The organism is Nocardia sp. NPDC023733, assembly GCF_040639775.1.
In the GTDB taxonomy this organism is placed as follows: Bacteria; Actinomycetota; Actinomycetes; order Mycobacteriales; family Mycobacteriaceae; genus Nocardia; species Nocardia rosealba.
In genome coordinates this window covers 151727-176579 of sequence record NZ_JBFAAN010000010.1, presented here as the reverse complement: position 1 = coordinate 176579, position 24853 = coordinate 151727, and the positions used below count along the sequence as shown (strand labels likewise).

The window sequence follows — 24853 nt, the reverse complement described above, 5'->3', positions numbered from 1 at the left end:
GTTGTGCGCACGAGTGTCGTCCGGGTAGTCCGCGACCTCGCGGCTAATCCCGTCGGTCCTCGTCCGGCCGTACCGACGGGTGAGCAGGGGTTATCCGCGATCGCCCAGCAACAGGTCGACGGTGAGCTCGAGGCGCTCGGTGACATCGGTCGCAGATGCGCGCCTGGTGAGCCAGGCCACCAGATTCGACAGCCACACATCGGAGATCACGCGGGCGATGGCGAGCTGACGCTCGGTCGGTTCGCCGTCGGCGATGGCGCGGGCGAACACCCGGTCCATCACCTTGCCCACGCGGTCCACTTCGGCGGCGGCGGAGGCGTCGGCGAACATGAACGCGCGCGTCATGGCTTCGGTGAGCAGCGGGTCGCGCTGCATCATCCGGGTGATCTGGGTGAGCAGGCCGTGCATGCGCTCGGACGGACCGTCGCCTGCCAGCGGCTTGCGCTTGCTCTCGAACTGCTCGAATTCCCTTGCCAGAGCGGACACCAGCAGGTGCACCTTGGAGGGGAAGTAGCGGTAGAGGGTGCCGACGGCCACGTCGGCGCGTTCGGCGACCGCGCGCATCTGCACCGCGTCGTAGCCGCCCTTGGAGGCGAGGGCGAGGGTGGCGTCGAGGATACGCTTGCGGCGTTCACGCTGCGCGGCGGAACTCAGCTCCTCTTCGGACAGCGTTGTCACGGTGGGCGTTGGTGCGGGACTGTCCATCGTGGAAACCCTTTCGCTGAGTACGGCGGAAGAACATGGTTGCCGGTGAAGGTCTCTTGACTTACACCCACCCCGGATATTAGAACATGTTCTAGGAGTGGGAGCCACGCCGGAAGGGCGGTTTTTCTTGTGACCATCGCCACCACTGACGAGCATAAAGCCGCCGCGGCCTCCCTGCGGAGCTGGGCGAGCTCGGCGGCGCCGATTGCAACAATGCGGGCGGGCGGCAGCTGGCGCGAGTGCTGGCCCGCACTTGCCGAGTTCGGGTTGTTCGAGGTAGCGCTCGACGACGATCACGGCGGACTCGGCGGCACTGTCGCCGACCTGGCCGTGCTGCTGGAACAGACGGCCGACGACCTGGTGAACGGCCCGGTGCTGGCCACCGCGCTCGCCGGTCTGGTCACCGGCGCGGCCGCCGGGACACCCTGTGGTGTCGCGCTGCCCGATGCGTCGTCGGGTTCGGCGACGGGTTCGGATGCCGAGGGCTGGAAGGTCAGCGGCACTTGGGAATTCGTCTACGGCGCGGATGCGGACACGCAAGTGCTCGTGCCTGCCGAGACCGCCGACGGCACCCGCTGGTTCGTACTCACCGATGCGACGATCACGCCGCTGTCCGGCGGTGATCCGACGGTGCCGCTGGCGCGGGTAACCGCCGAGAGTGCCGCTGCCGAAAGAGGTTTCGCGCCGTCGTTCGACGTCACCGATCTGTTCGTCACCCTCGCGGCCGCCGAACTGGCCGGCGTGGCCGGCTGGTGCCTGCGAACGGCCGTCGACTACGCCAAGGTGCGCGAGCAGTTCGGCAAGCCGATCGGCAGCTTCCAGGCGATCAAGCACCTGTGTGCCTGGATGCTGTGCCGCACCGAACTGATCCGCGCGGTCGCCGCCGATGCGGCCGACGCCTTCGATGCCGGTGGCGAAGAGTTGCCGATCGCGGCCGCTGTCGCCGCGGCATGTGCGCTCGACGCGGCCGTCGACACCGCCAAGGACGCCATCCAGGTGCTCGGCGGCATCGGCTTCACCTGGGAACACGACGCGCACTTCTATCTGCGCCGCGCCAGTTCGCTGCGGCAGTTGCTCGGTGGGTCGGCGCGCTGGCGGGCCAGGGTCGCCGAACTCACCCGCGACGGGCAGCGCCGGACCACCGGCGCCGAGCGCGTCCTCGGTGACACCGAGGGCGACACCGCGTTGTCGGCCGAGATCGCCACCATCGCCGCGCTCCCGGCAGCCGACCGGGCACGCGCCCTCGCCGACTCGGGCCTGATCATGCCGCACTGGCCGAAACCCTATGGGCGAGACGCGGATCCGATGACCTGCCTGCAGATCGCCGAACAACTGCGCCGGGCCGAGGTGGAAACCCCCGACCTCGCGGTCGCCGGCTGGGCGGTGCCGACCCTGCTTCGCTTCGGCACCGAGGAGCAGATCGAGCGCTTCGTGTGGCCCACGCTGCGCGGCGAGGTGGTCTGGTGTCAGCTGTTCAGCGAGCCGGGCGCCGGGTCCGACCTGGCCGCCCTTCGCACTTCCGCCGAGCGGGTCGATGGCGGATGGGTGCTGCGCGGTCAGAAGGTGTGGACCTCGCTCGGTGCCACCGCGAACTGGGGCATCTGCCTGGCCCGCACCGATCCGTCCGCACCCAAGCATCGCGGTATCAGCTATTTCCTCGTCGACATGCGCGCCGCGGGCGTGCAGGTGCGCCCGCTGGTGCAGATCACCGGCGAGGAGAAGTTCAGCGAGGTGTTCCTCGACGACGTGTTCGTGCCCGACAACTGCCTGGTCGGCGCCCTGAACAACGGCTGGAAGATCGCCCGCGCCACCCTGTCGGCCGAGCGGGTCGCCATGGGCGGCGGCGGGATCGGTGGCGCGCTGGAAGCGCTGCTCGCCGGTTTCCCACCCGGTGGATGGGGAACAGAACTGCGCGAGGATCATTTCGGCGCCCTGATCACCACCTCGATTGCTGGTACTTTGCTGGATCAGCGGATCGCGGCGGCCACGGTGGCCGGAGCCGATGCGGGCGCCCAGGCGGCCGTCCGCAAACTCGTCGGTGTCCGGTACCGGCAGGAGCTCGCGGAATATGCCCTGGAACTTTCCGGCCGGGGAGGTTCCCTGGACAGCGACGTTCTGAAAGAATTCTTGCTCACACGCTGTCTCTCCATTGCGGGCGGTACCGAGCAGATCCTGTTGACCGTGGCGGCCGAACGGATTCTCGGCATGCCGCGCGATGCGGACAGTTAGCTCGAAGGAGGACGCCGTGGATTTCACCCGCGACGAAAGTGCCGATGCCGTAGCCGAGGTTGTCGTGAGCCTGCTCGAACGTGAGCCTGCCCGCGACATGGAATTGTGGCCGAGTCTCATCGATTCGGGCCTGCTCGCGGTCCCCGTGCCCGAGCGGTTCGGCGGTGACGGAATGGGGTTGCCCGAGGTGGCGGCCCTGCTGATGGAACTGGCCACCGACGCGGCGGCGGTGCCCGCACTGCCGACCTTCGGGTTCGGTGTGCTTCCGCTGCTGCCCGTGCTGCCCGATCACCTGGCCGAACGGGTGCTCGCCGAGATCGGCAAGGGCACCGTGCTCACGGCCGCGCTCAACGAGCCGGGCGCGCCGTTCACCACCGCGCCGACGACCAAGGCCGTACGCGACGGTGACACCGTGCGCGTCACCGGCCGCAAGACCGGCGTGCTCTACGCCGAACAGGCACGCTGGATCCTGGTGCCGACCGATGCCGGGGTCGCCCTGGTCGACGGGGTCGCCCCGGGCCTCGAGGTGATCCCGGTAGCAGGCTCGGCGGGCGTTCCCGAGGCCTCATTGGTTCTCGACAAGGTGGAGATTCCCGCCGACCAGCTCCTGCCCGACGCGCTGCCCGGCCTGCACCGCTATGCCGTCGCCTGCCTGGGCGCGGTGGCCGACGGCCTGCTCAAGGGGGCAGTCACCCTGACCGCCGAACACGTGCGGACCAGGGAACAGTTCGGCAGACCACTGGCGGAGTTCCAGGCGGTCGCCCAGCAGATCGCCGACCTGTACGTGGTGTCGCGCACCCTGCACGTGGCCGCCGAGTCGGCGTGCTGGGCACTGGCCCACAACGACGCCTCGCCCGAGCACCAGGACCGCATCGACGAAGACCTCGCCGTGCTCGCGTACTGGGCGGCGGCGCAGGTGCCGCGCGCCATGCAGCAGTGCCATCACCTGCACGGCGGGCTCGGTGTCGACATCACCCACCCGATGCACCGGTATTACTCACAGGCCAAGGATCTCGCGCGGCTGCTCGGCGGCGCGGATCTGCGGCTCGACCTCCTGGGAGCCAGATGTTCATCGATCTGACCGCCGAGCAGCGGCGGTTGCGCGAGGAATTGCGTTCCTATTTCGCCGATCTCGTCACGCCCGAAGAACATGCCGAGATGGCGATCAATCGGCACGGCGACGCCTACCGCGCGGTGGTTCGCCGGATGGGCCGCGACGGCTGGCTCGGTGTCGGCTGGCCGAAGGAGTTCGGCGGGCAGGGTTTCGGCCCGATGGAACAGCAGATCTTCTTCAACGAGGCGGTGCGCGCCGATGTGCCGTTGCCGCTGGTGACCTTGCTGACCGTCGGTCCGACACTGCAGAAGTACGGCACCGATGCGCAGAAGAAGAAGTTCCTGCCCGGAATCCTTTCCGGTGACATCCATTTCGCCATCGGTTATTCCGAGCCGTCGGCCGGCACCGACCTGGCCGCGTTGCGCACCACCGCCGTGCGCGACAGCGACGGCGACTGGATAGTCAACGGGCAGAAGATCTTCACCACCGGCGCCCACGAGGCCGACTACGTGTGGCTGGCCTGCCGCACCGGCACGATCGAATCCCGCCACCGTGGCATCACGATCCTCATCGCCGATACCAAGGACCCTGGTTATTCGTGGACGCCGATCATCACCTGCGACGGCGCCCACCACACCAACGCCACCTACTTCGACGACGTGCGGGTGCCCGCCGACATGCTGGTCGGCGAGGAGAACCGGGGCTGGCGGCTGATCACCACCCAGCTCAATCACGAGCGCGTGAGCCTCGGCCCGTCGGGCAAGATCGAACAGCTCTACGACCGCCTGCGTGACTGGTCGGCGGCGCGCGAACTACTCACCCGGCCGGATGTGCGCCGTGTGCTCGCCCGGGTGCGAACCATGGTGCGGCTCAACGAATTGCTGAACTGGCAGGTCGCCGCCGCCGACCCGGCCGCCGCGCAGAACACCGTGATCGCCGATGCCTCGGCCACCAAGGTGTTCTCCACCGAGGCCCTGCAGGAGGCCGGTCGGCTGGTGGAGGGGGTCGTCGGCCGCTACGGCGACCCCGCCGATCCCGACACGGCCGAGTTGCTGGCCTGGCTCGACCGGCGGACCAAACAGAACCTCGTCGTCACCTTCGGTGGCGGCGTCAACGAGATCATGCGCGAACTGGTGGCCTCGGCCGGCCTGGAACTGCCGCGCGTGCCCCGATGAACCAGGAGCGGCGTGTGCCGGAAACTGCTGTGCCCGAGGATATCCAGGCGGGCCTGACCGCGCTGGTCGCGGCGGGGGAGAGCGCTCCCCGCGTCGGCCGCGACCCGGTGAACCAGCCGATGATCCACAACTGGGTCGAGGCCATCGGCGACACCAACCCGATCTATGTGGACGAGGCCGCCGCCAAGGCCGCCGGTCACCCCGGCATCGTCGCCCCGCCCGCCATGGCCCAGGTCTGGACGATGACCGGCCTGCACGGCGAGCGCGCCGCCGACGACCCCATCGGCCGCGTCAACGAACTGCTCGACGCGGCGGGCTACACCTCCGTCGTCGGCACCAACTGCGAGCAGACCTACCACCGGTACCTGCGTCCGGGCGAGGAGGTGACGGTCACCAGCCGTCTCTCGGAGTTCAAGGGGCCCAAGCGAACCGGGCTCGGCGACGGCTGGTTCCTCACCTTCACCACCACCTGGACGGTCGGTGACGAGGTGGTCACCGAGATGCTGTTCCGGATCCTGAAGTACGCACCGGCCGCCCCCTCGCCCGCCGATACCGACTCCACGTCGGCGGACGCCGTCGAGGTCGCGCCCGCCGAGCGGGTGGGCCCGGTGATCTCCCGCGACACCGAGTTCTTCTGGGCCGGAACCCAAGCCGGTGAGCTGCGCATCCAGCGCCTGCCCGACGGCACGCTGCGGCACCCACCGATTCCGGCGCTGTGGCAGGACAAGGCCGAGCCGACCGACTACGTCGTCGCGGCGGGCACCGGCACGGTGTTCAGCTTCGTCGTGCATCACGCGCCGAAGGTGCCCGGCCGGGAGCTGCCCTTCGTGGTCGCGCTGGTCGAACTCGACGAAGGCGTGCGGATGCTCGGTGAACTGCGCGGCATCGATCCGGCCGAGGTCGCCATCGACCTGCCGGTGCGCGTGGCCTTCGAAAAACTGGCCGACGGCACCGTGCTGCCGTATTGGCAGGCCGAGCGGTGAGCGCGGCACCTCGTCGCGCTTGATCCGCCCAGCCGTCGCGGAACAGTGCGCGGGGTGCGCCGAGTCGACTCGCTCTGCCCGTCCGGAAAGGACCCGCTCGTGACAACCACCATCGATCCCGCCGCTCTCGCGGTGGGAACCACCCTGCCGGAGTTGGTGATCCATGCCGATCCCACCTTCGTGATCAGTACCGCCCTGGCCACCAGGGACTTCCAGGACGTGCACCACGACCGTGACAAGGCCGTGCGGCGCGGTTCCGACGACATCTTCGTCAACATCCTCACCGACACCGGCCTGGTGCAGCGCTTCGTCACCGACTGGGCCGGTCCGCGCGCACGGGTGAAGTCGATCGCGCTGCGTCTGGGGGTTCCGCTGTATGCCGGTGACACGCTGAGCCTTTCGGGCACCGTCACCGCTGTCGACGGCACCCTGATCACCATCGACGTCCGTGGCCGCGACAGCCTCGGTGAACACATCATCGCCACCTCGGTCATCGCCGTTCCCGATCTGGAGCCGAAATGAGCACGCTGTCCGGCCGCGCGGCCGTCGTCGGTATCGGTGCCACCGACTTCTCCAAGGACTCCGGCCGCAGCGAATTGCGCTTGGCCGCGGAGGCGGTCACCGCTGCCCTGGCCGACGCGGGTCTCACGCCCGCCGATGTCGACGGCCTGACCACCTTCACCATGGACACCAACACCCAGGCCGCCGTGGCCAGGGCCGTCGGCATCCCGAACCTGAAGTTCTTCAGCCACATCGGGTACGGCGGCGGCGCGGCGTGTGCGACCGTGCAGCAGGCGGCCATGGCCGTGGCCACCGGTGTGGCCGACGTGGTGGTCGCCTACCGCGCCTTCAACGAACGCTCCGGCGCCCGCTTCGGCCAGTTCTCACCTGCCCTCGCCGCCGCGCCGACGTCCTCGGGGATCGACGCGGGCTGGGCCTACCCGCAGGGTCTCGGCACGCCCGCCGCGCAGGTGGCGATGGTCGCGCGCCGGTACATGCACGTCACCGGTGCGACCAGTGCCGACTTCGGGAAAGTGGCCGTCGCCGATCGCAAGCACGCGGCCGTGAACCCGAACGCCTTCTTCTACGGCAAGCCGATCACGCTGGAACAGCACCAGGATTCACGCTGGATCGCCGAGCCGCTGCATCTGCTCGACTGCTGTCAGGAATCCGACGGCGGCGTCGCCATCGTCGTCACCAGCGCCGAACGCGCCCGTGACCTGCCGCAGCGCCCCGCCGTCATCGCCGCCGCCGCGCAGGGCAGCGGCCCCGACCAGTACGTGATGACCAGCTACTACCGCGACGCCATGACGGGCCTGCCCGAAATGGGCCTCGTCGGCGAACAGCTCTGGGCACAAAGCGGTTTCACCGCCGCCGACATGCAGGCCGCCATCCTCTACGACCACTTCACCCCGTTCGTCCTCATGCAACTCGAGGAACTGGGTTTCTGTGGTCGCGGCGAAGCCAAGGACTTCATCGCCGACGGCGCCATCGAACTCGGCGGCCGCCTACCCCTCAACACCCACGGCGGCCAGCTCGGCGAGGCCTACATCCACGGCATGAACGGCATCGCCGAAGCCGTCCGCCAGATCCGCGGCACCTCGGTGAACCAGGTCGCCGACCTGGAACGCATCGTCGTCACGGCGGGCACGGGCGTCCCCACCTCCGGATTGGTGCTCACCGCCTGAGGTTTCGCGCCTGGGTGACTCAACGCACCTGTTGAGCACGTCACCATGTGTGTTGCCCGGCTTCCTCGCCCCACTACAACTGGGTGGGACGAGGAGGTCGGTGTGACGGTGGTTCTCGATGCCGGGCAGACGGCGGCGGCGCGGCGGCTCGGGGAGTTGCTCGATCGGAACGGGCGGGTGCGCAAACGGGCGCGCGGGGTGTATCTGCACGGCAGGCCCGGGCGTGGCAAGACAATGGTGATGGATCGATTCTTCGCTTCGGCCGATCCGATTCGTAAGCGCCGCTTCCATTTCCACATTTTTTTCGCCGCATTGCACACCGCGGTACACGAACTGGGTTCGATCGATAATGCGATCGACCGTTTGCTGGGTGACGCGGATCTGGTGTGTTTCGACGAGTTCCACGTGCACGACATCGGCGACGCCATGCTCGTGGCCCGGCTGCTCGACACCCTGTTCGCCGAGCGTCGCACCCTGGTGGTCACCTCGAACTACCCGCCCGCGGGGCTGCTGCCGAATCCGCTGTTCCACGACCGGTTCGTGCCGACCATCGAGCGCATCCTCGCCCACCTCGAGGTCGTGACCCTCGACGGTCCGCTGGACTACCGCACTGTCGGCACCCGTGACGATCACGGATTCTGCGCAGGCCGGTACGTGGTGACGACGGAGCGCGCCACCGGTCCCGGCGTGGTGCTCGACCTGGCCGACGGGCGAACCGTGCGCGCGGAATCCGTCGACGGCGACGCGGTGACCTTCGCCTTCGAGCACCTGTGCGGCGCCGCGACCAGTGCCGCCGACTACCTGCGCCTGACCACGCGTTTCCGCCGCTGGACCCTGGTCGCGGTACCGCCGCTGCGCGCGGTTCCACCGGACTGGGCGATGCGGCTGGTGAATCTGGTCGACATCCTCTACGACGCCGACCTGCCGTGCACGGTCCACGCGGCCGAACCCGTCACCGAGCTGACCACCGGGGTACCGGTCGTGCCGGACCTCGCGCGCACCGCCAGCCGGCTCGGTGAACTCTCACTAACCGGATCTCACACCGTTCGCACTGCGTAGCGTGCCCCTTGCCGCGAGGGGGACAATGAATAGGAGGAAATCCAAAAGAGCCGATTTCCTCCCGAGCGAACCGCCCGGCATGTAACTATGTGGCTGATTTGTGCAGTCTCTGGGGTTTGGTGGTACAGCTGTGATCGGGGTGAATCAGCCCATTACGCGGGCGATCGTCGTGATCGCACTGGTGGCCTGCGCGACTTTCGCGTTGCAGGGCAGTCTCCCCGGCGCCGGATCAGACGAGTCCTCCGGCGCACCGTCACCGCTGCTCGTCGCGGTGATGCCGGTGCTGCTGCTGGTATCGATCGTCATCCTGGTGGCCGGAGTTGTCGCCAGCCAGCATCGCCTCCCGCTCGCCAAGCCGCAACACGAGGACATCGGGCTGCCGAGAATCCAGTGGCGCAGGCTCGCGGTGCTCGTGCCGATGCTCATCGCCTCCGTCGCCCTGATGTTCGCCGCAGGGGTCACCGCACTGTTCCTGCTGCCCGGTGCCCGGCCGGTGCGTCCGGCCGCCGAGACACTGTCCGAGGGCTCGGGCCCGGTGCCGACCCCCACCGACGCGCCCGCCCCCGATCCCACCGCGGGCCCGGCCGAACTCACCGGCACCGCCCTGCTCATCGCGGCGGGGCTGGCCATCACCCTGATCGCGGTCGCGCTGGCCGGACTCGCCGCCGTCGCGGTCGCCGCGCGGCGTGCCCCCGAGCAAGCCGTCGCCGACGAGCCGGCCGCACCGTCCGCGAGCGATGTCGACTCGCTCACCAGGGCCGCCGAAATGGGCCTGGCCGCGATGAACGCACCCGGCCAGGACCCGCGCACCGCGATCATCGCCTGCTACGTGGCCATGGAACGCGGTCTGTCCACCGACAGCATCGCCCGCCCGAAGGCCTCCGACACCCCCATGGAGGTGCTGGCCAGAGCCTTCGAGAGCGGCGTGCTGCACGACGCCTCCGCCCGCGAACTCGTCGCGCTCTTCGAAGAGGCCAGGTTCAGTCCCCACTCGATGCTCGAATGGCAGCGCATGCGCGCCGAACAACTGCTGCGCATCGTGCTCTCCGACCTGCAGCGAAGGGTGGTGCCCGCATGACCGGCCCACGTCGGGCGGCCCGTCGCGTGGAGGTCGCGTGAATCCCGGTGAAGAGATCAAGTCCAACCGGACGACCGTGGTCGTGACGGCGGTGGTCGCGGTGCTGGTGCTCGAGGTCGTGCTGTTGCGGCTCGACCGCGATCTGCTTCCGCTCGCCGTGGCTTTGCCTGTCGCGGTAGCACTCGGTGTGCTCGTGTGGTCGCTGCGCTACCGGGTGCGGCGCGAGGAGCCGCTCACCGAGTACATCGACAACGGTCCCGCCGAGATGCTCGGCCGCTGGCATGCCCGCGCCGAGATGCTCGTCGCCCGCGCCGACGGCACCCGCGCCGACTGGGACCGGCACCTGCGCCCGCTGCTGGCCAAAGAGTTCGAATTGTCCACCGGTATGCGGGTATCCAAGAACCGCAGAGCCATCGAGGCGGCCGGTCAGCTGCAGTTCGGTCCCGAACTATGGCGCTGGGTGGACCCGGCGAATTCGTCGTTGCGCGACCAGACGGGTCGCGCACCGGGTAGGGCGGCGCTGGACGAGATCCTGCGCCGATTGCAGTCGATGTGAGGGGTTAGAGGCCACCGATGACAATGCCGTTGAACGTGACCGTCCAGCGCTCCGACGCAGTGCTGCGTGAGCTGGGCCGGGTCGTGGTCGGCAAGCGCGATGAGATGCAACTCATCATGATCGCCGTGCTGTCCGGAGGCCATGTCCTCATCGAGGATCTGCCGGGCCTCGGCAAAACGCTGATCGCGCGTTCCTTCGCGGCCGCGCTCGGCCTGGATTTCACCCGCGTGCAGTTCACGCCGGATTTACTGCCCGCCGACCTGCTGGGATCGACGATCTACGACATGTCGTCCGGGCGGTTCAATTTCCGGCGCGGACCGGTGTTCACCAATGTGCTCCTCGCCGACGAGATCAACCGCACCCCGCCCAAGACCCAGGCGGCACTGCTCGAGGCGATGGCCGAGGGGCAGGTGAGTATCGACGGCGAAACCTACCTGCTCCCACAGCCTTTCATCGTGCTCGCCACCGACAACCCGATCGAGTACGAGGGCACCTACCCGCTGCCCGAGGCCCAGCTCGACCGGTTCGCCATCCAGCTGCGCCTGGGGTACCTGTCCGAACAGGACGAGACCCAGATGATCCGGCGCAGGCTCGAACGCGGTTCCACCCCACCGCAGGTGGGCCAGGTGGTCGATGCGCAGGGGCTGATGGAGATGCGTCAGTCGGTCGAGTTCGTCACCGTGCACCCGGATGTGGTGAATTACGTTGTCGCGCTTGCCTCCGCCACCCGAAGCCACCCGCAGGTGGAGGTCGGCGCCAGCCCGCGCGCCGAACTCGACCTGGTGCAGATGTCGCGCGCGCGTGCCCTGCTGCTCGGCCGCGACTACGTGATCCCCGAGGACGTGAAGGCGCTCGCCGTGCCTGCCATGGCGCACCGCATCACGCTGCGACCGGAGATGTGGGTGCGGCGCATCCGCGGCGAAGACGTCATCACCGAATTGCTGCGCAGGCTACCGGTTCCCCGCGCCACGAGCACATGAAGCACCGCGACGAATCGAAGACCGTCGAGGTCGACCTGCGGTGGCGCCCGGCGCCTTTGGTGTTCATCCTGGCCGGCTGCGCCGCGGCGGCGCTCGTCGTCGCGGTGCTGCGCGGGCAGTGGCAGCTCGTCGTCTTCGCCGCGCCGATGCTCGGGGTGCTCGCCACCGCACCGTGGCAGCAGAACCCGACCAGAATCCAGGTCGATGGCAGCGGCACCGTCCGCTGTTTCGAGGGTGAAGTCGTCACCGCCGTTGCCGCGGCGTTCGTCGAGAGCGGGCACGCGCTGCTGCGGATGGCCCCGGTTCCGCTCACCGGTCTCGACCTCGAGGTGGAGGAATCCCACGACTCCGGTGGCGCACCGGCGGGGATGCGGCTGGCACTCTCGGCCACCCGCTGGGGGCGCTACCCGGTGCAGGCAGCGGTGACCGCGCTGAGCCCCGCCGGGCTCGCCGTCGCCCACGCCGAGCTGCCTGCAGCGAATCTCTACGTCTACCCGATCGCCGATCCGCAGCGGATGCGCATGCCGCGCACCGAGCTGCCCGATCGTATCGGCACCCACCTCACCCGCAAGCACGGGCCGGGTGTCGAATACGCCGACATCCGCGCCTACGCCCCCGGCGACCAGCTACGCACCGTGAACTGGCCGGTGAGTGCGCGTCGCGGCAGGCTCTATGTCACCGAGCGGTTCACCAACCGCTCCGCCGACGTGGTCGTCCTCGTCGACACCTCCCAGCAGGCACCCGGCCCCGCCAGTGACTCGCTGGAACTGTCGGTGCGCGGCGCCGCCCAGGTGGTGCAGTCCACCCTGCAGGCCGGTGACCGCACCGCCGTGGTGTGTCTCGGTGAGCAGCCGCGCTGGTTGCGTCCCGATATCGGGCGCAGGCAGTTCTACCGGATCGTCGACACCGTGCTCGGCGTCGGCGACGAACATGTCGAGCACACCGGTACCCTCGCCCCGCACGCCGCGGTGCCGATCGGCGCCATCATCGTCGCCTTCTCCACCCTGCTCGACACCCAATTCGCGCTCGCCCTCATCGACCTGCGCAAACGCGGTCACGTGGTGGTCGCCGTGGACGTGCTGCGCGGTACCCCCTTCGCCGAGGGCCTCGACCCGACCATGGCCAAGATGTGGCAGCTCGAGCGGGCCTCGATGTATCGCGACATGGGTACCGTCGGCGTCGACATCATCGCCTGGCCCGACGGCACCCGTCTCGACCAGGCCATGCGCCTGCTCCCCGAACACCGCCGAACAGTGCGGGTGCGCCGATGACCAGATTCCTCGCCCTGCTGGCCGGCCTGCTGCTCGTCGCGTCGGTCGCCCTGATCAACCCGATCCTGGGCGTCCCGGCCCTGGCTTTCGTCATCGCGAGCTGGTGGTGGCGCCCCGCCTCGGTCGCCGCGGTCCTCACCGCCATCGCCGCCCTCGCCTTCGCCGACGTCGGCGTAATCGCTTCCGCGGCAACAGGTCTGGTAGCAACCACCTATCTACTCAACGCCGCGGTCCTGCACGCTCCCGAAGGTGTAGTCCCCACCACCATCCCCTCGGTAGGCGGTGCGGTCCTGTTCACCATCGCCGCGACCACCGCGGCCTTGGTCCCCGTCCACCTGGCCTGGGCCCCCTTGGCCGCCCCCATCCTCATCGTCACCATCTACGCCTTCCTCACCACCACCCTCACCCCCCAATCCCCGCACACCACCCTGCCCCCGCCCTGACCAAGATCACCACGCCCTGGTGGCGGCGACCTCTCGGCCGATTTCGCCACCAGAGCGTGGTGATCAGGGGTCAGGACGTGGCGGCTTCGCGTTGGAGTTCGAGGGCGATGTCGATGAGCTGGTCTTCCTGGCCGCCGACGAGCTTGCGCTTGCCCGCGCGGACGAGCATTTCGGCGGCGGAGACGTTGTAGCGCTCGGCCTGGCGTTCGGCGTGGCGGAGGAAGCTGGAGTAGACGCCCGCGTAGCCCATCATCAGGGCCTGGCGGTCCAGGAGGCATTCGGTGGGCATGGCGGGGCGGACGACGTCTTCGGCGGCATCGGTGACGGCGAAGAAGTCGACGCCGGTCTTGATGCCGAGTTTGTCGCAGACCCCGATGAACGCTTCGACGGGGAGGTTGCCCGCGCCCGCGCCGAAACGGCGGGCCGAGCCGTCGATCTGGGTGGCTCCGGCGCGCACCGCGTAGACGGAGTTGGCGACGGCGAGACCGAGGTTCTCGTGGCCGTGGAAACCCACCTGCGCGTCGTCACCGAGCTCGGCGACCAGAGCCGAGACCCGGTCGGAAACCTGTTCGAGCACAAGGGCACCGGCGGAGTCGACGACATACACGCACTGGCAACCGGCGTCGGCCATGATGCGCGCCTGCTTCGCCAGCTTCTCCGGGGTGGTGGAGTGCGCCATCATCAGGAACCCGACGGTTTCGAGGCCGAGTTCGCGAGCGAGACCGAAATGCTGGATGGAGACGTCGGCTTCGGTGCAGTGCGTCGCGATACGGCAGATCGACGCGCCGTTGTCCTGGGAGATCTTGATGTCTTCCTTGACGCCGACGCCGGGCAGCATGAGGAAGGCGATCTTGGCCTGCTTGGCCGTTTCGGCCGCGGCTTTGATGAGTTCTTGTTCGGGGGTCTTGGAGAACCCGTAGTTGAACGAGGACCCACCGAGCCCGTCACCGTGGGTGACCTCGATGACCGGAACGCCCGAACCATCGAGGGCGGCAACGATATTGCGTACCTCGTCCACCGTGAACTGGTGACGTTTGTGGTGCGACCCGTCACGCAGCGAGGTGTCGGTGACGCGGACATCGAGTTCGCCCGAGAAGGGCTTCAGGATTGTGCTCATTGCGGAAACTCCTTACACCCGAGCCGAGATGATCTGATCGGCCAGCACGTCACCGACGCGGGTCGCGGCGGCGGTCATGATGTCGAGGTTGCCCGCGTACGGGGGCAGGAAGTCGCCCGCACCTTCGACCTCGACGAAGATCGACACCTTCGCCATGCCGCCGGACACCACCGACGGGTCGTCGAACTGGGGTTCGTTGAGCAACCGGTAGCCGGGCACGTATTCCTGGATGGACTTCTCCATCCGCAGGATGCTGTCGGCGATGGCGTCGCGGTCGGCGTCTTCGGGAATCGAGCAGAAGATGGTGTCGCGCATGATCATCGGCGGCTCGGCCGGGTTCAGGATGATGATGGCCTTGCCGCGCTGGGCGCCACCGATCGTTTCGACACCCTTGGAGGTGGTCTTGGTGAACTCGTCGATATTGGCGCGGGTACCGGGCCCGGCCGACACCGACGCCACCGACGCCACGATCTCGGCGTACTGCACCGGCACCACCCGCGAAACGGCCGCGACCATGGGGATGGTCGCCTGCCCACCACAGGTGATCATGTTGACGTTCGGTGCGTCCCGCAACGAATCCAGGTTCACCGGCGGAATCACCGCCGGGCCGACAGCGGCGGGAGTGAGGTCGACGGCGCGGATGCCCGCGGCCTCGTACTTCGGTGCGTACGCGCGGTGTACGTAGGCGGAGGTGGCTTCGAACACCAGGTCCGGTTTGTCGTCCAGGGCGAGCAACCAGTCCGCGCCCTCGGCGGAGGTTTCCAGGCCGAGCCCACTCGCGCGCTTCAACCCCTCGGAGTCCGGGTCGATGCCGATCATCCAGCGCGGCTCGATCTTGTCCGAACGCATCAGCTTGTACAGCAGATCGGTGCTGATATTGCCGGACCCCACGATCGCGGCGGTGACTCTACTTGTCACGGAATACTCCTAGGGAAGGTCAGCTGAAACGCAAACGGACCGAACCGAGTCCGGTGAATTCGGCGTGGAAGTCGTCGCCGGGGCGGGCGTCGATGGCGCGAGTGCAGGAGCCGGGTAGCACGATGTCACCGGCTTTGAGTCGCACTCCGAAGGTGGCGACTTTGCGTGCCAGCCAGGCGACCGCGATCACCGGGTCACCGAGGACCGCGTCGCTGCGACCCTCGGCGGCGACCTCACCATTGCGGGTGAGGACCGCATCGATCGCCTTGATGTCGATATCGGCGGGAGCCACCCGTTGCTTGCCGAGTACGAACCCGGCCGAGGACGCGTTGTCGGAAATGGTGTCGACCAACCCGATCTTCCAGTCGTTGATCCGCGAATCGATCAACTCGATCGCGGGCGCGTAGGCGACGGTCGCGGCCAGCACGTCGGCTTCGGTGCAGTCTTCGCCGGGCAGGTCTTTGCCGAGGACGAAGCCGACCTCGACCTCCACGCGGGGGAGCAGGTACTGGGAGGTGTCGACGGGAACGTCCTCGAAGACTTCCATCTCGGCCAGCAGATGCCCGTAATCGGGTTCGTCGACACCCATCATCTGCTGCATCGCCTTCGACGACAGTCCGACTTTGTGCCCGACCACCTGGGCGCCGTCGCGCAACCTGCGCTGGATGTTCAGCAACTGGATCTCGTAGGCATCGACCACGTCGATCCCCGGATACCGGTCGACCAGCGGCGGCACAGCCACCCGATCGTGTTCGGCGCGCGCCAGTTCATCGGCGAGTTCACTCCGCTGCGCGTCGGACAGCACGGGTACCTCCTGGGAAAAATCTGCTCGGCCGGACAGTCAAACTGTAACCGGTTTCGGAGCTGAATATCTGCTCTTCTTCCAGACAACATAGCGCAACAGCGCCCTGATTCTATAACGTGTTCTACATGAGTGATCGGGAATACGATGTGGTGGTCGTCGGGAGTGGCGCCGCTGGAATGACCGCCGCCCTCACCGCGGCGCACCACGGGCTGAGCGTGGTGGTGCTGGAGAAGGCGGCGCACTACGGCGGGTCGACCGCCCGGTCCGGGGGCGGTGTGTGGATTCCGGGCAACAAGGCGCTGCTCGCCTCGGGCCGCCCCGACGATCGCGACGAGGCGCGCACCTACCTGCACAGCATCATCGGCGACGTGGTGCCCGCCGAGAAGATCGACACCTACCTCGATCGCGGCGCCGAGGCGTTCGACTTCGTGCTCGACCACACCCCGCTGAAAATGAAGTGGGTGCCCGGCTATTCCGATTACTACCCCGAGGCTCCGGGTGGCCTGGGCCAGGGCCGTTCGTGCGAACCGACCCCTTTCAACGGCAAGGTGCTCGGACCGGAGCTGGCCGCTCTCGAGCCGCCCTATGCCAAGGCGCCGATGAACGTGGTCGTCATGCAGGCCGACTTCGTGCGGCTCAACCTGATCCGCCGCCACCCCAAGGGCATGATGCGGGCGCTGCGCGTCGGCGCGCGCACCTACCTGGCCAAGTTCACCGGCAAGCACCTGCTCGGCATGGGCCAGGCCATCATCGCCGCCATGCGCAAGGGCCTGCTCGACGCGGGCGTTCCGGTGCTGCTCAACACCCCACTCACCGATCTGGTGGAGACCGACGGCCGGATCACGGGCGTCAAGGCCACCGTCGACGGCGAGTCGGTCACCTTCACCGCGCGCTACGGCGTGATCCTCGGCAGCGGCGGTTTCGAGCACAACGCCGACATGCGCGCCAAGTACCAGCGGCAGCCGATAACCACTGAGTGGACAACCGGTGCCGCGGCCAACACCGGCGATGGCATCGTCGCGGGTATGGCGGCAGGAGCGACGGTCGGGTTCATGGAGGACGCCTGGTGGGGTCCGACGATCTTCAAGGGCGGCAAGCCCTGGTTCGCGCTGGCCGAACGCAACCTGCCCGGCACCATCATGGTCAACGACCGCGGTGTGCGCTTCGGCAACGAGTCCGCCCCGTATGTGGAGGCCGTGCACACCATGTACGGCGGCGAGTACGGCCAGGGCCCCGGTCCCGGTGAGAACGTGCCCGCCTGGCTGGTGTTCGACCAGCGCTACCGCAACCGCTACATCTTCGCGGGACTGCAACCGGGCCAGCGTTTTCCGAAGCGCTGGATGGAGAACGACAACATCGTCAAGGCCGAGACGATCGCCGAACTGGCCGCCCGCATCGGTGTTCCCGCCGACGCGCTCGCGGGCACCGTCGAGCGGTTCAACGGCTTCGCCGCCAAAGGCAAAGACGAGGACTTCGGTCGGGGCGACAGCCATTACGACCGCTACTACGGTGACCCGACCGTGAAGCCCAACCCGTGCCTGGCCGAGATCTCGCAGGGCCCGTTCTACGCCGCGAAGATCGTCCCCGGCGACCTGGGCACCAAGGGGGGCCTCGTCACCGATACCGCCGGACGTGTGCTGCGGGAAGACGATTCGGTGATCGACGGCCTCTACGCCGCGGGCAACTGCAGCTCGCCGGTGATGGGCCACACCTACGCGGGTCCCGGCGCGACCATCGGTCCCGCGATCACCTTCGCCTACCTGTCCGTGCTCGACATCGTCGGCAAGAAGTCCGCCACCGCAAAGGAAGTGAAGTAGTGCCCATCGATCCACAGATCGCGCTCGGCGCGGCGCTGCCCAGCCGCGAATTCAGCTGGACCCCCACGGATGTGCAGCTCTACCACCTGGGTCTCGGCGCGGGCGCGCGGTGCAACGATCCGGTCGAGCTGCGTTATCTCGACGACAGCGAACCGCAGGTGCTGCCCACCTTCGCCACCGTCGCCCCGACTCTCGGCGAGACCGCCGCGCCGCGCGTGAGCTTCCCCGGCGTCGAGATCGACCTGGCGAAGGTGGTGCACGGTCATCAGGAAGTGGTGGTGCACAAGCCGATTCCCGCGTCGGGCAAGGCCGTGTCCGTCGGCCGGATCTCCGAGGTCTGGGACAAGGGCAGCAATGCGGTGATCGTGCAGGAGCACACCGTCACTGGCGCCGACGGGGAGCCGCTGTGGACGGCGCGCTCCTCGATCTTCGCCAAGGGCGAGGGTGGTTTCGGTGGCGAACGCGGACCGAGCACGAAAGCCGAGCTCCCCGATCGCGCCCCCGACGCGGAACTCACCACCGCCACCCTGCCGCAGCAGGCACTGCTCTACCGCCTCTGCGGTGACCGCAACCCACTGCACTCCGATCCCGAATTCGCGAAGGCGGCCGGTTTTCCCGCACCGATCCTGCACGGGCTGTGCACCTACGGCGTGGTCTGCAAGTCGCTCACCGATGTCCTGCTCGACGGTGACGCCACCCGCGTCGCGGGCTTTCGCGCGAAGTTCACCGGCGTGCTCTATCCCGGCGAAACCCTGCGCACCAAGGTCTGGCGGGAGGCCGACACGCTCGTCGCGGTGGTCACGGCCGTCGATCGCGACGACGCGCCCGTCCTCGGCGACGTCACCCTGCGCATCGCCTGACCTGAACACCTGATCACCACGCTCTGGTGGCGGCATCGGCCGAGAGGTCGCCGCCACCAGCGCGTGGTGATCTTGGTTTCGGTGCGGAAACTCGCTGGACACGGGGGATATAAGTGGGGGATGAGCGAAAACGGGTTGTCGTTGTTTTGTGGTGGCGAGCTGGCGGCGCGGATCGAGCGGGTGGAGACTTCCGCGATTGTCGGGGCTGCTCGGGTGGGGATCGGGCAGGGAGTCGACGGGTTCGTCCGGGAGGTCGGGGGTGGGGCGGCTTGTTTCGCGGGGGTGGGGTCGCCGTTGAACAAGGTGGTGGGGGTCGGGTTCGGTGGGGTGCCTTCGGTGGGGGAGTGGGAGGCGATCGAGGAGGCTTATGCGCGGGCGGGGTGCCCGGTGCAGGTGGAGTTGTCGCAGTTGGGGGAACCGCGTATCGCGGAGGAGCTGACGGGGCGGGGGTATCGGTTGATGTCGTTCGAGAACGTGCTGGGAATGCCGTTGGACGGCGGCGGGTGGGTGGCGCCGGACGGGGTGGAGGTGCGACTGGATGCCGGGGACGATCTCGGGCCGTGGCTCGATGTGGTCGTCGACGGGTTCGCCCATCCCGATGACGGTCCGACGCATGAGGAATTCCCGCGCGAAGCCATCGCGGAAGTGATGCGAAATATGGCCTCGGCCAACGAGACTCGTCGCTACATCGCCTACCGTGACGGTGTGGCGGCCGGTGGCGCGAGTATGCGCACCGATGGTGGGATCGCCGCACTCGCGGGCGCGGCCACCCTCCCTACGCATCGCCGACGAGGGGTTCAGACCGCGCTGCTCACCGCACGTCTCATCGACGCGGCTGAAGCCGGATGTGACCTGGCGACAGTCACCACCGCGCCCGGCTCCAAGTCGCAACAGAACGCCCAAGGCCGAGGATTCTCCCTCCTCTACACTCGCGCAATCCTGGTGAAAGAGCTCTGAGTACTCGGGCAGCTTCGTCCTGGCCCGTGGGCCCCAGGGTGCGCCGGGCCACGTCCGCACGCGTCGGATTCGGCCTACCGGACGGTGCACGTGACCCCGCCGGGGCCTCGCTGAACGGTCGCGGTCAGAGTGCGGCGAGGGCTTGGGCGACGCGGGTCGCCCGCTCTTGCGACGTAGCGGCCTTGAGGATCGGTAGGAACAGTCGGTACCGATCCGAACGGCTGAGCGCCGCGTAAGCCGATGCCGCGCTCGGTGATTCGGCAAGGGCGGCAGCCAGCTCCGCAGGCGTCTCGGCGGTGCGCTGCCGTTCGTAGGCCCCCGCCCACCGACCGTCGGCAACGGCCTCCTCGATCGCCGCGAACCCGGCAGCCCGCATCCGGCCTGCCGCGATCAACGCCTCGGCCTTGGCGACATTGACCTGCGACCAAGGACTGCGGGCCCGTCGCGGCGAGTACCGCTGCAGGTAGTGATGCGCGTCGAGGGAACGCCGGTGACTGTCGATCCAGCCGTAGCAGAGCGCGCCGTCGAGCGTTTCGGTGATCGTCACCGAGGGCTCCGGCGCGCCCTTCTTCGCGATCCGCACCCACACCTCGTCGACCGAGGCGTGGTTCGCGGCCAGCCACGATTCCCATTCGGCGGAGTCGGCGCAGGTGATGAATTCGATGCTCGCGGTCATGAGAATCATCCTGCTCGCCAAAGTGCTCACCGAATGAGCAGTTTCCTCGTCGATTTCCACGTGTAGGACGACCGGTTGACGAGCGCCCTACGCGGCAGTTAGAGCGGCCAGCAAGGTGTGGGCGCCCTGTTTGGCCTGCTCGGTGCGCTCGGGCTGGTCCACACCTTGGAGGTGAAAAGCCCAGTGCGCTTCGAAGAGGCACGCCAGGGCGTACGTGGTGGCGGCCACCCGTTCCGGTGCGGCCGCCGGGTACGCGGCGGCCAGCTGCTGCTCGAGTCCGGGTAACCAGCGCTCCGCCCACAGATCCGTGAGCCGTTGTCGCACAACAGGTTCCCGCGCAGCGAGCGCGACCAGCTCGCACCACACGACCAGATCGTCGCGACTCGCATAAGCGCCCGGCTCGAACATTCGTGCCACCCGTTCCTCGATCGGCGAATCGGCGCCGATCCGCAGCAGAGTGTCGCCGTATTCCGCCACCGCGTCGGTGATGAACGCCTGCATGAGACCGTCCCGGTTGCCGAAGTAGTGCAACACCAGGGTGCGTTGCACGCCTGCCGCCGTCGCGACCCGTGACAGCGTCGTATTCGCGAACCCCTCGACGGCTACCACCGAGCGCGCCGCTCGCAGAATCTGCGCGATGCGCTCGGTGGCCTTGCTAGGTCGCCCGATTTTATTTACTGTCATGACAGTCAATATATTCTAAGGGGAGGCAGTGATGCGAGTTCTGGCGCTGGGTGGGGCAGGGGAAATGGGGCGTGTCGCGGCGCGCGTCCTGCGCGGCGACGACAGGGTCACCGCGTTGACGATCGCCGACCGGAACGAACAGGCGGCGCGCAAGGTCGCCGGGGAATTGGGTGCCGAAGCACGAGCGCTCGATATCACCGACGGTCCGTCACTCGCCGCGGCACTGCGTGAGGCCGACCTCGTGGTGAACACCGTCGGCCCGTACTTCCGCTTCGGCCCGCCGATCCTGGCCGCCGCCATCGCGGCGGGTTGCGACTACATCGACATCTGCGACGATCCACAACCCACCGCCGGCATGCTCGAACTCGACGCCGAGGCGAAAGCGGCCGGGGTGACGGCGCTGCTCGGCATGGGCGCGAGTCCGGGTGTGGCGAACCTGCTCGCGGTTCGGGCGGGCGCCGAGCTCGACCGGGTCGACTCCCTGGTGACGGGCTGGAACATCCACTCGGCCCACACCGAGGAAAGCGCCGCAGCGACCGCCGCCGTCGTGCACGGCATGCGCCAGATCAGTGGGAACATCCCGGTCACCAGGGCCGGAATACGCGTCGAACGCCCTGCGCTGGAACGGTTTCGGCTCGAATACCCGGGCCTCGGCACCGGTGAGGGCCGCAGCTTCGGTCACCCGGAGGCGATCACCTTGCCGCTGGCTTTCCCCGGTGTCAGGGACGCGACCTCGGTGGTCGTCGCCGATCGTCCGACCTCGGCCGCGCTGCTGGCACTGCGCTGGGCGATGAACCGCCGCCTGCTGACCGTCGATCGCGCGGCGGTCCTGGCTGCCCGTCTCGAACGCCTGCTCCCGGCGGACCCGGCAACTCTCGTCGCGGCCGGTGGACTGCCGCCGCTGTTCGCCATCGCCGAGGGGGAACGGGACGGCTCGCCCGCGAGGGTCGCCACGGCGCTGTGCCAGGTCCCCGGTTTGTCGATGGCCGACAACACCGGCGTCCCGTTGGCTGTCGGCGCGCTGCTGCTGGCCGCGAACCCACGTCCAGGGGTCCACGCACCCGAAACGCTGCTCGACCCGGACCAGTTCTTCGAAGCCTTCGCGTCCCACTGCCTCGGCGCACCTGACCCCGCAACGATGACGATCACCACCCGCAGCTGGGCCACCCCCGACAGCAACGCCGCGGCGCTGTCGTCCGCCCTGCTGACAGCCCTCATAGCGGCACGCTGAGCCCCCGACTGCACTGCGTCGGCACGCCCGACCCGGCCGCGATGATTTCACAACGACAAGCTGGGCTGTGCCCGAAGCCAACGACGAGGCTTGTCGTCCGCGCGCTGACCGCCGTGATCGCGGCTGAGCCCCCAACCGTGCGTCGGCGCTCGTACACGTCGGTGATGCGTGCTCACTCGAGCACCGGCGCCACTTACAACCAGGTGTCGAGGCTGGTGGTGGTGAGGAAGTGGTCCAGGTCGGCGCGCCAGGGGGCGGGGGTGGTCTTGTCCGGTTCGATGCCGGTGTACTGGCCCCGGTAGAACAGCAGCGGGCGACCATTGGTCGTCGTCTCCGATTCCGCCAGCGCCTGGACTCGTCCGATGACGATGAAGTGGTCACCACCGTCGACCACCGAATCCACCGTGCATTCGATCGTGGCCAGCGAATCGTCGAGCACAGGAACACCCAGATCCGCGGTGTGCCAGGGGACTCCGGCGAACTTGTCGGGTTCGCGGGAGCCGAAGCGGGCACACGTCGGCTGCTGTTCCTCGGCGAGCACGTTCACACAGAACTTGCCCGCCGCCTCGATCGCCGCCCACGAGCGCGACCCCTTGGTGGGGCAGAACAGCACGAGCGGCGGATCGAGGGAAAGGGCGGCGAAGGACTGACAGGCGAACCCGATCGGCGCACCGTCGGGGTCGAGCGCGGTGATCACGGTGATGCCGGTGCAGAACTGCCCGAGCACATTACGGAATTGCCGGCCGTCGATCGCCGGTGTCTGTTCGGTCATGTCCCTCGCCGCCATTCCCTATTGCTGCTTGAATCCGACGGTGAAGTCGTGACCCCAGAGGCTGACCGCGGTGGATTCGCGGGCCGTCCAGTTGTCGTCGTCCACTTCCAGTCCCTCACAACCGAATTCGATGTCGAAGCCGCCGGGCGTCTTCATGTAGAACGACAGCATCTTGTCGTTGATGTGCCTGCCGAGGGTGGCCGACATCTTCACCTTCTTGCGCAGGGCGCGATCCAGGCACAGGCCGACATCGTCGGAGTTCTCCACCTCGACCATCAGGTGCACGATGCCGGTGGGGTTCGGCAGCGGCAGGAACGCCAGCGCGTGGTGGCGCGGGTTGCAGCCGTAGAAGCGCAGCCAGGCGGGGTCGCCGTCGGCGGGACGGCCGACCATCTGCGGTGGCAGCCGCATGGAGTCACGCAGCCGGAAGCCGAGCACATCTTGGTAGAAGGCTTGTGCCGCAGCATCATCGGTGCAGGTCAGCACCACGTGGCCGAGCCCCTGTTCGGCGGTGACGAACTTGTGGCCGTACGGGCTCACGAAGCGGCGGCCCAGGTACTGGGCACCGTAGAACGCCTCGAGGGTGTTCCCGGACGGATCCTGGAACCGGATCATGCCCTCGACACGGCGCTCGCCCAGCTCGTCCTTGGTGCCCTCGGTGTACTCGACCCCGGCCTTGTCCAGGGTCTCCCGCAACTGCTGCAGACCACGCGCGTCGGTGACCTCCCAGCCCGAGACCAGCAGCCGGTCCTGCTCACCGGGGACGATCACCAGTCGCGCGGCGAAATCGTCCATGCGCAGGTAGAGGGCGTCGGGGTTCAGCCCGGTGCCCTCCATCATGCCGAGCACCTTGAGGCCGTACTCGCGCCAGGCCGCCATGTCGGTGGCCTCGATGCGCATGTAGCCGAGTGCGCGAATACTCATCACTTGCTCCCGAGGAAATCGACTGTGAGCCGGTTGAACTCGTCGAACTTCTCCAGCTGCGCCCAGTGGCCGCAACCGCCGAACACGTGCAGCTGCACCCGGGGAATCACCTTGGTGGCTACGAGCGCGCCGTCGAGCGGGTTCACCCGATCCTCCCGGCCCCAGATCAACAGCACCGGCTGACGCAGTTTGTAGGCGTCGCGCCAGAGCATGCCCTTCTCGAAGTCGGCGCCGGCGAAGGACTTGCCCATCGCGCGCATGGCCGCCAGCGATTCGGGGGTGCTCGCCTGGGCGAACCGTTCGTCGATGAGCTCCTCGGTGACCAGCGACTGGTCGAAGACCATGATCCGCAGGAACTTCTCGAGGTTCTCCCTGGTCGGCGCGTAGCTGAACGCCGAGAGCAGCTTGACGCCCTCGGTCGGGTCGGGCGCGAACAGGTTGGTGCTCAACCCGCCCGGACCCATCAGCACGAGTTTGCCCGCGCGCGTGGGGTTGTCGAGCGCGAAGCGCACCGAGGTGCCGCCACCGAGCGAATTCCCCAGCAGGTGAACACGGTCGGTGATCTCGAGGTGGTTGAGCAGCGCGAGCAACGCGGTGGACGCGTGCACGAAGTACTGCGGATGATCCACCGGCTTGTCGGACTTGCCGAAACCCGGCTGGTCCAGGGCGATCACGTGGAAGTTCTCGGCCAGCACGGGGATGTTGCGGGCGAAGTTCGACCACGCCGAGGCGCCGGGTCCGCCGCCGTGCAACAGCACGATCGTCGGGCCGTTGCCGACACCTGCCTCGTGATAGTGCAGCTTCAATGAGGGGGTGACCTGCGCGAAGCGTGAGGTCGATTCGTAGGTGATCTCTGCGGTCTGGGTCATCG

The 24853-nt window shown here is 68.1% G+C and carries 25 protein-coding genes; 16 read left to right on the top strand and 9 right to left on the bottom strand.

What is annotated here, in order from left to right; translation table 11 throughout:
• Window positions 1-90 precede the first annotated feature (90 nt).
• A complete protein-coding gene (gene kstR, locus AB0F86_RS28040; protein ID WP_181701167.1) occupies window positions 91-705 on the bottom strand; it encodes a cholesterol catabolism transcriptional regulator KstR in 615 nt (204 codons plus the stop codon).
• Between the two features lie 129 nt (window positions 706-834).
• On the opposite strand from kstR, the gene AB0F86_RS28035 reads away from it, so the two are divergent.
• The 12 genes from AB0F86_RS28035 (at window position 835) to AB0F86_RS27980 (ending at window position 13221) form a co-directional block, all read left to right on the top strand.
• A complete protein-coding gene (locus AB0F86_RS28035; RefSeq protein ID WP_356986672.1) occupies window positions 835-2934 on the top strand; it encodes an acyl-CoA dehydrogenase in 2100 nt (699 codons plus the stop codon).
• Window positions 2935-2950: 16 nt separating this feature from the next.
• Window positions 2951-4015 (top strand): acyl-CoA dehydrogenase family protein, encoded by a 1065-nt coding sequence (locus AB0F86_RS28030; protein WP_356986674.1) that lies wholly within the window; start codon window positions 2951-2953, stop codon window positions 4013-4015.
• Window positions 4000-5163 (top strand): acyl-CoA dehydrogenase family protein, encoded by a 1164-nt coding sequence (locus AB0F86_RS28025; RefSeq protein ID WP_356986676.1) that lies wholly within the window; start codon window positions 4000-4002, stop codon window positions 5161-5163. The genes AB0F86_RS28030 and AB0F86_RS28025 overlap by 16 nt, the downstream gene beginning before the upstream one ends.
• A gap of 14 nt (window positions 5164-5177) precedes the next feature.
• Window positions 5178-6146, top strand: coding sequence for a MaoC family dehydratase N-terminal domain-containing protein (locus AB0F86_RS28020; protein ID WP_356986677.1), 969 nt, complete (start codon window positions 5178-5180; stop codon window positions 6144-6146).
• A gap of 99 nt (window positions 6147-6245) precedes the next feature.
• Window positions 6246-6668, top strand: a complete 423-nt coding sequence (locus tag AB0F86_RS28015) for a MaoC family dehydratase (RefSeq protein ID WP_225281361.1) — start codon at window positions 6246-6248, stop codon at window positions 6666-6668.
• Entirely contained in the window at window positions 6665-7834 is a 1170-nt protein-coding gene (locus AB0F86_RS28010) for a lipid-transfer protein (RefSeq protein ID WP_225281360.1), read from the top strand. The genes AB0F86_RS28015 and AB0F86_RS28010 overlap by 4 nt, the downstream gene beginning before the upstream one ends.
• Before the next feature lie 102 nt (window positions 7835-7936).
• Complete coding sequence (zapE, locus tag AB0F86_RS28005; RefSeq protein ID WP_356986679.1) at window positions 7937-8893, top strand: cell division protein ZapE; 957 nt, start codon at window positions 7937-7939, stop codon at window positions 8891-8893.
• A 139-nt stretch (window positions 8894-9032) separates the two neighbouring features.
• On the top strand, window positions 9033-9971 hold the full coding sequence (locus tag AB0F86_RS28000) for a DUF4129 domain-containing protein (RefSeq protein ID WP_225281358.1): 939 nt from the start codon (window positions 9033-9035) through the stop codon (window positions 9969-9971).
• 37 nt (window positions 9972-10008) lie between these two features.
• Window positions 10009-10527: a hypothetical protein gene (locus AB0F86_RS27995; protein ID WP_225281357.1), complete on the top strand. Its 519-nt coding sequence runs from the start codon at window positions 10009-10011 to the stop codon at window positions 10525-10527.
• A 17-nt stretch (window positions 10528-10544) separates the two neighbouring features.
• On the top strand, window positions 10545-11507 hold the full coding sequence (locus AB0F86_RS27990) for a MoxR family ATPase (protein WP_181701149.1): 963 nt from the start codon (window positions 10545-10547) through the stop codon (window positions 11505-11507).
• On the top strand, window positions 11504-12778 hold the full coding sequence (locus AB0F86_RS27985) for a DUF58 domain-containing protein (protein ID WP_181701147.1): 1275 nt from the start codon (window positions 11504-11506) through the stop codon (window positions 12776-12778). The genes AB0F86_RS27990 and AB0F86_RS27985 overlap by 4 nt, the downstream gene beginning before the upstream one ends.
• On the top strand, window positions 12775-13221 hold the full coding sequence (locus AB0F86_RS27980; protein WP_181701145.1) for a hypothetical protein: 447 nt from the start codon (window positions 12775-12777) through the stop codon (window positions 13219-13221). The genes AB0F86_RS27985 and AB0F86_RS27980 overlap by 4 nt, the downstream gene beginning before the upstream one ends.
• 70 nt (window positions 13222-13291) lie before the next feature.
• On the opposite strand, the gene dmpG is transcribed toward AB0F86_RS27980, so the two are convergent.
• From dmpG to AB0F86_RS27965, 3 genes are read right to left on the bottom strand one after another with little or no spacing between them, the layout of a single operon-like run.
• Window positions 13292-14338: a 4-hydroxy-2-oxovalerate aldolase gene (dmpG, locus tag AB0F86_RS27975; protein ID WP_356986682.1), complete on the bottom strand. Its 1047-nt coding sequence runs from the start codon at window positions 14336-14338 to the stop codon at window positions 13292-13294.
• Between the two features lie 12 nt (window positions 14339-14350).
• Complete coding sequence (locus AB0F86_RS27970) at window positions 14351-15256, bottom strand: acetaldehyde dehydrogenase (acetylating) (protein WP_356986684.1); 906 nt, start codon at window positions 15254-15256, stop codon at window positions 14351-14353.
• A gap of 19 nt (window positions 15257-15275) precedes the next feature.
• On the bottom strand, window positions 15276-16061 hold the full coding sequence (locus AB0F86_RS27965; protein ID WP_181701139.1) for a 2-keto-4-pentenoate hydratase: 786 nt from the start codon (window positions 16059-16061) through the stop codon (window positions 15276-15278).
• 125 nt (window positions 16062-16186) lie between these two features.
• Here AB0F86_RS27965 and kstD point away from each other — a divergent pair, with 125 nt between their 5' ends.
• The 3 genes from kstD to AB0F86_RS27950 all read left to right on the top strand — a co-directional run bounded on the left by kstD (window position 16187) and on the right by AB0F86_RS27950 (window position 19695).
• A complete protein-coding gene (gene kstD, locus AB0F86_RS27960) occupies window positions 16187-17878 on the top strand; it encodes a 3-oxosteroid 1-dehydrogenase (protein ID WP_356986686.1) in 1692 nt (563 codons plus the stop codon).
• A complete protein-coding gene (locus tag AB0F86_RS27955; protein WP_356986688.1) occupies window positions 17878-18738 on the top strand; it encodes a MaoC/PaaZ C-terminal domain-containing protein in 861 nt (286 codons plus the stop codon). The genes kstD and AB0F86_RS27955 overlap by 1 nt, the downstream gene beginning before the upstream one ends.
• A gap of 141 nt (window positions 18739-18879) precedes the next feature.
• Window positions 18880-19695 carry a GNAT family N-acetyltransferase gene (locus AB0F86_RS27950; RefSeq protein ID WP_225281474.1) on the top strand — a complete coding sequence of 272 codons (816 nt, stop codon included), beginning with the start codon at window positions 18880-18882 and terminating at the stop codon, window positions 19693-19695.
• Window positions 19696-19819: 124 nt separating this feature from the next.
• Here AB0F86_RS27950 and AB0F86_RS27945 read toward each other — a convergent pair whose 3' ends face one another.
• Together AB0F86_RS27945 and AB0F86_RS27940 are read right to left on the bottom strand one after the other, a co-directional pair.
• Window positions 19820-20371, bottom strand: a complete 552-nt coding sequence (locus AB0F86_RS27945; RefSeq protein ID WP_356986690.1) for a YdeI/OmpD-associated family protein — start codon at window positions 20369-20371, stop codon at window positions 19820-19822.
• 87 nt (window positions 20372-20458) lie between these two features.
• Window positions 20459-21055: a TetR/AcrR family transcriptional regulator gene (locus AB0F86_RS27940; RefSeq protein WP_356986692.1), complete on the bottom strand. Its 597-nt coding sequence runs from the start codon at window positions 21053-21055 to the stop codon at window positions 20459-20461.
• Window positions 21056-21086: 31 nt separating this feature from the next.
• On the opposite strand from AB0F86_RS27940, the gene AB0F86_RS27935 reads away from it, so the two are divergent.
• On the top strand, window positions 21087-22286 hold the full coding sequence (locus AB0F86_RS27935) for a saccharopine dehydrogenase NADP-binding domain-containing protein (RefSeq protein ID WP_356986694.1): 1200 nt from the start codon (window positions 21087-21089) through the stop codon (window positions 22284-22286).
• Between the two features lie 193 nt (window positions 22287-22479).
• On the opposite strand, the gene hsaB is transcribed toward AB0F86_RS27935, so the two are convergent.
• The 3 genes from hsaB to hsaD are packed head-to-tail and all read right to left on the bottom strand — an operon-like array spanning window position 22480 to window position 24851.
• The gene (hsaB, locus tag AB0F86_RS27930) at window positions 22480-23058 is read right to left on the bottom strand and encodes a 3-hydroxy-9,10-secoandrosta-1,3,5(10)-triene-9,17-dione monooxygenase reductase subunit (RefSeq protein ID WP_356986695.1); all 579 of its coding nucleotides are present in this window, start codon (window positions 23056-23058) and stop codon (window positions 22480-22482) included.
• Window positions 23059-23076: 18 nt separating this feature from the next.
• Entirely contained in the window at window positions 23077-23985 is a 909-nt protein-coding gene (hsaC, locus tag AB0F86_RS27925; RefSeq protein ID WP_308017152.1) for an iron-dependent extradiol dioxygenase HsaC, read from the bottom strand.
• The gene (gene hsaD, locus AB0F86_RS27920; protein WP_356986698.1) at window positions 23982-24851 is read right to left on the bottom strand and encodes a 4,5:9,10-diseco-3-hydroxy-5,9,17-trioxoandrosta-1(10),2-diene-4-oate hydrolase; all 870 of its coding nucleotides are present in this window, start codon (window positions 24849-24851) and stop codon (window positions 23982-23984) included. The genes hsaC and hsaD overlap by 4 nt, the downstream gene beginning before the upstream one ends.
• Window positions 24852-24853 lie beyond the last annotated feature (2 nt).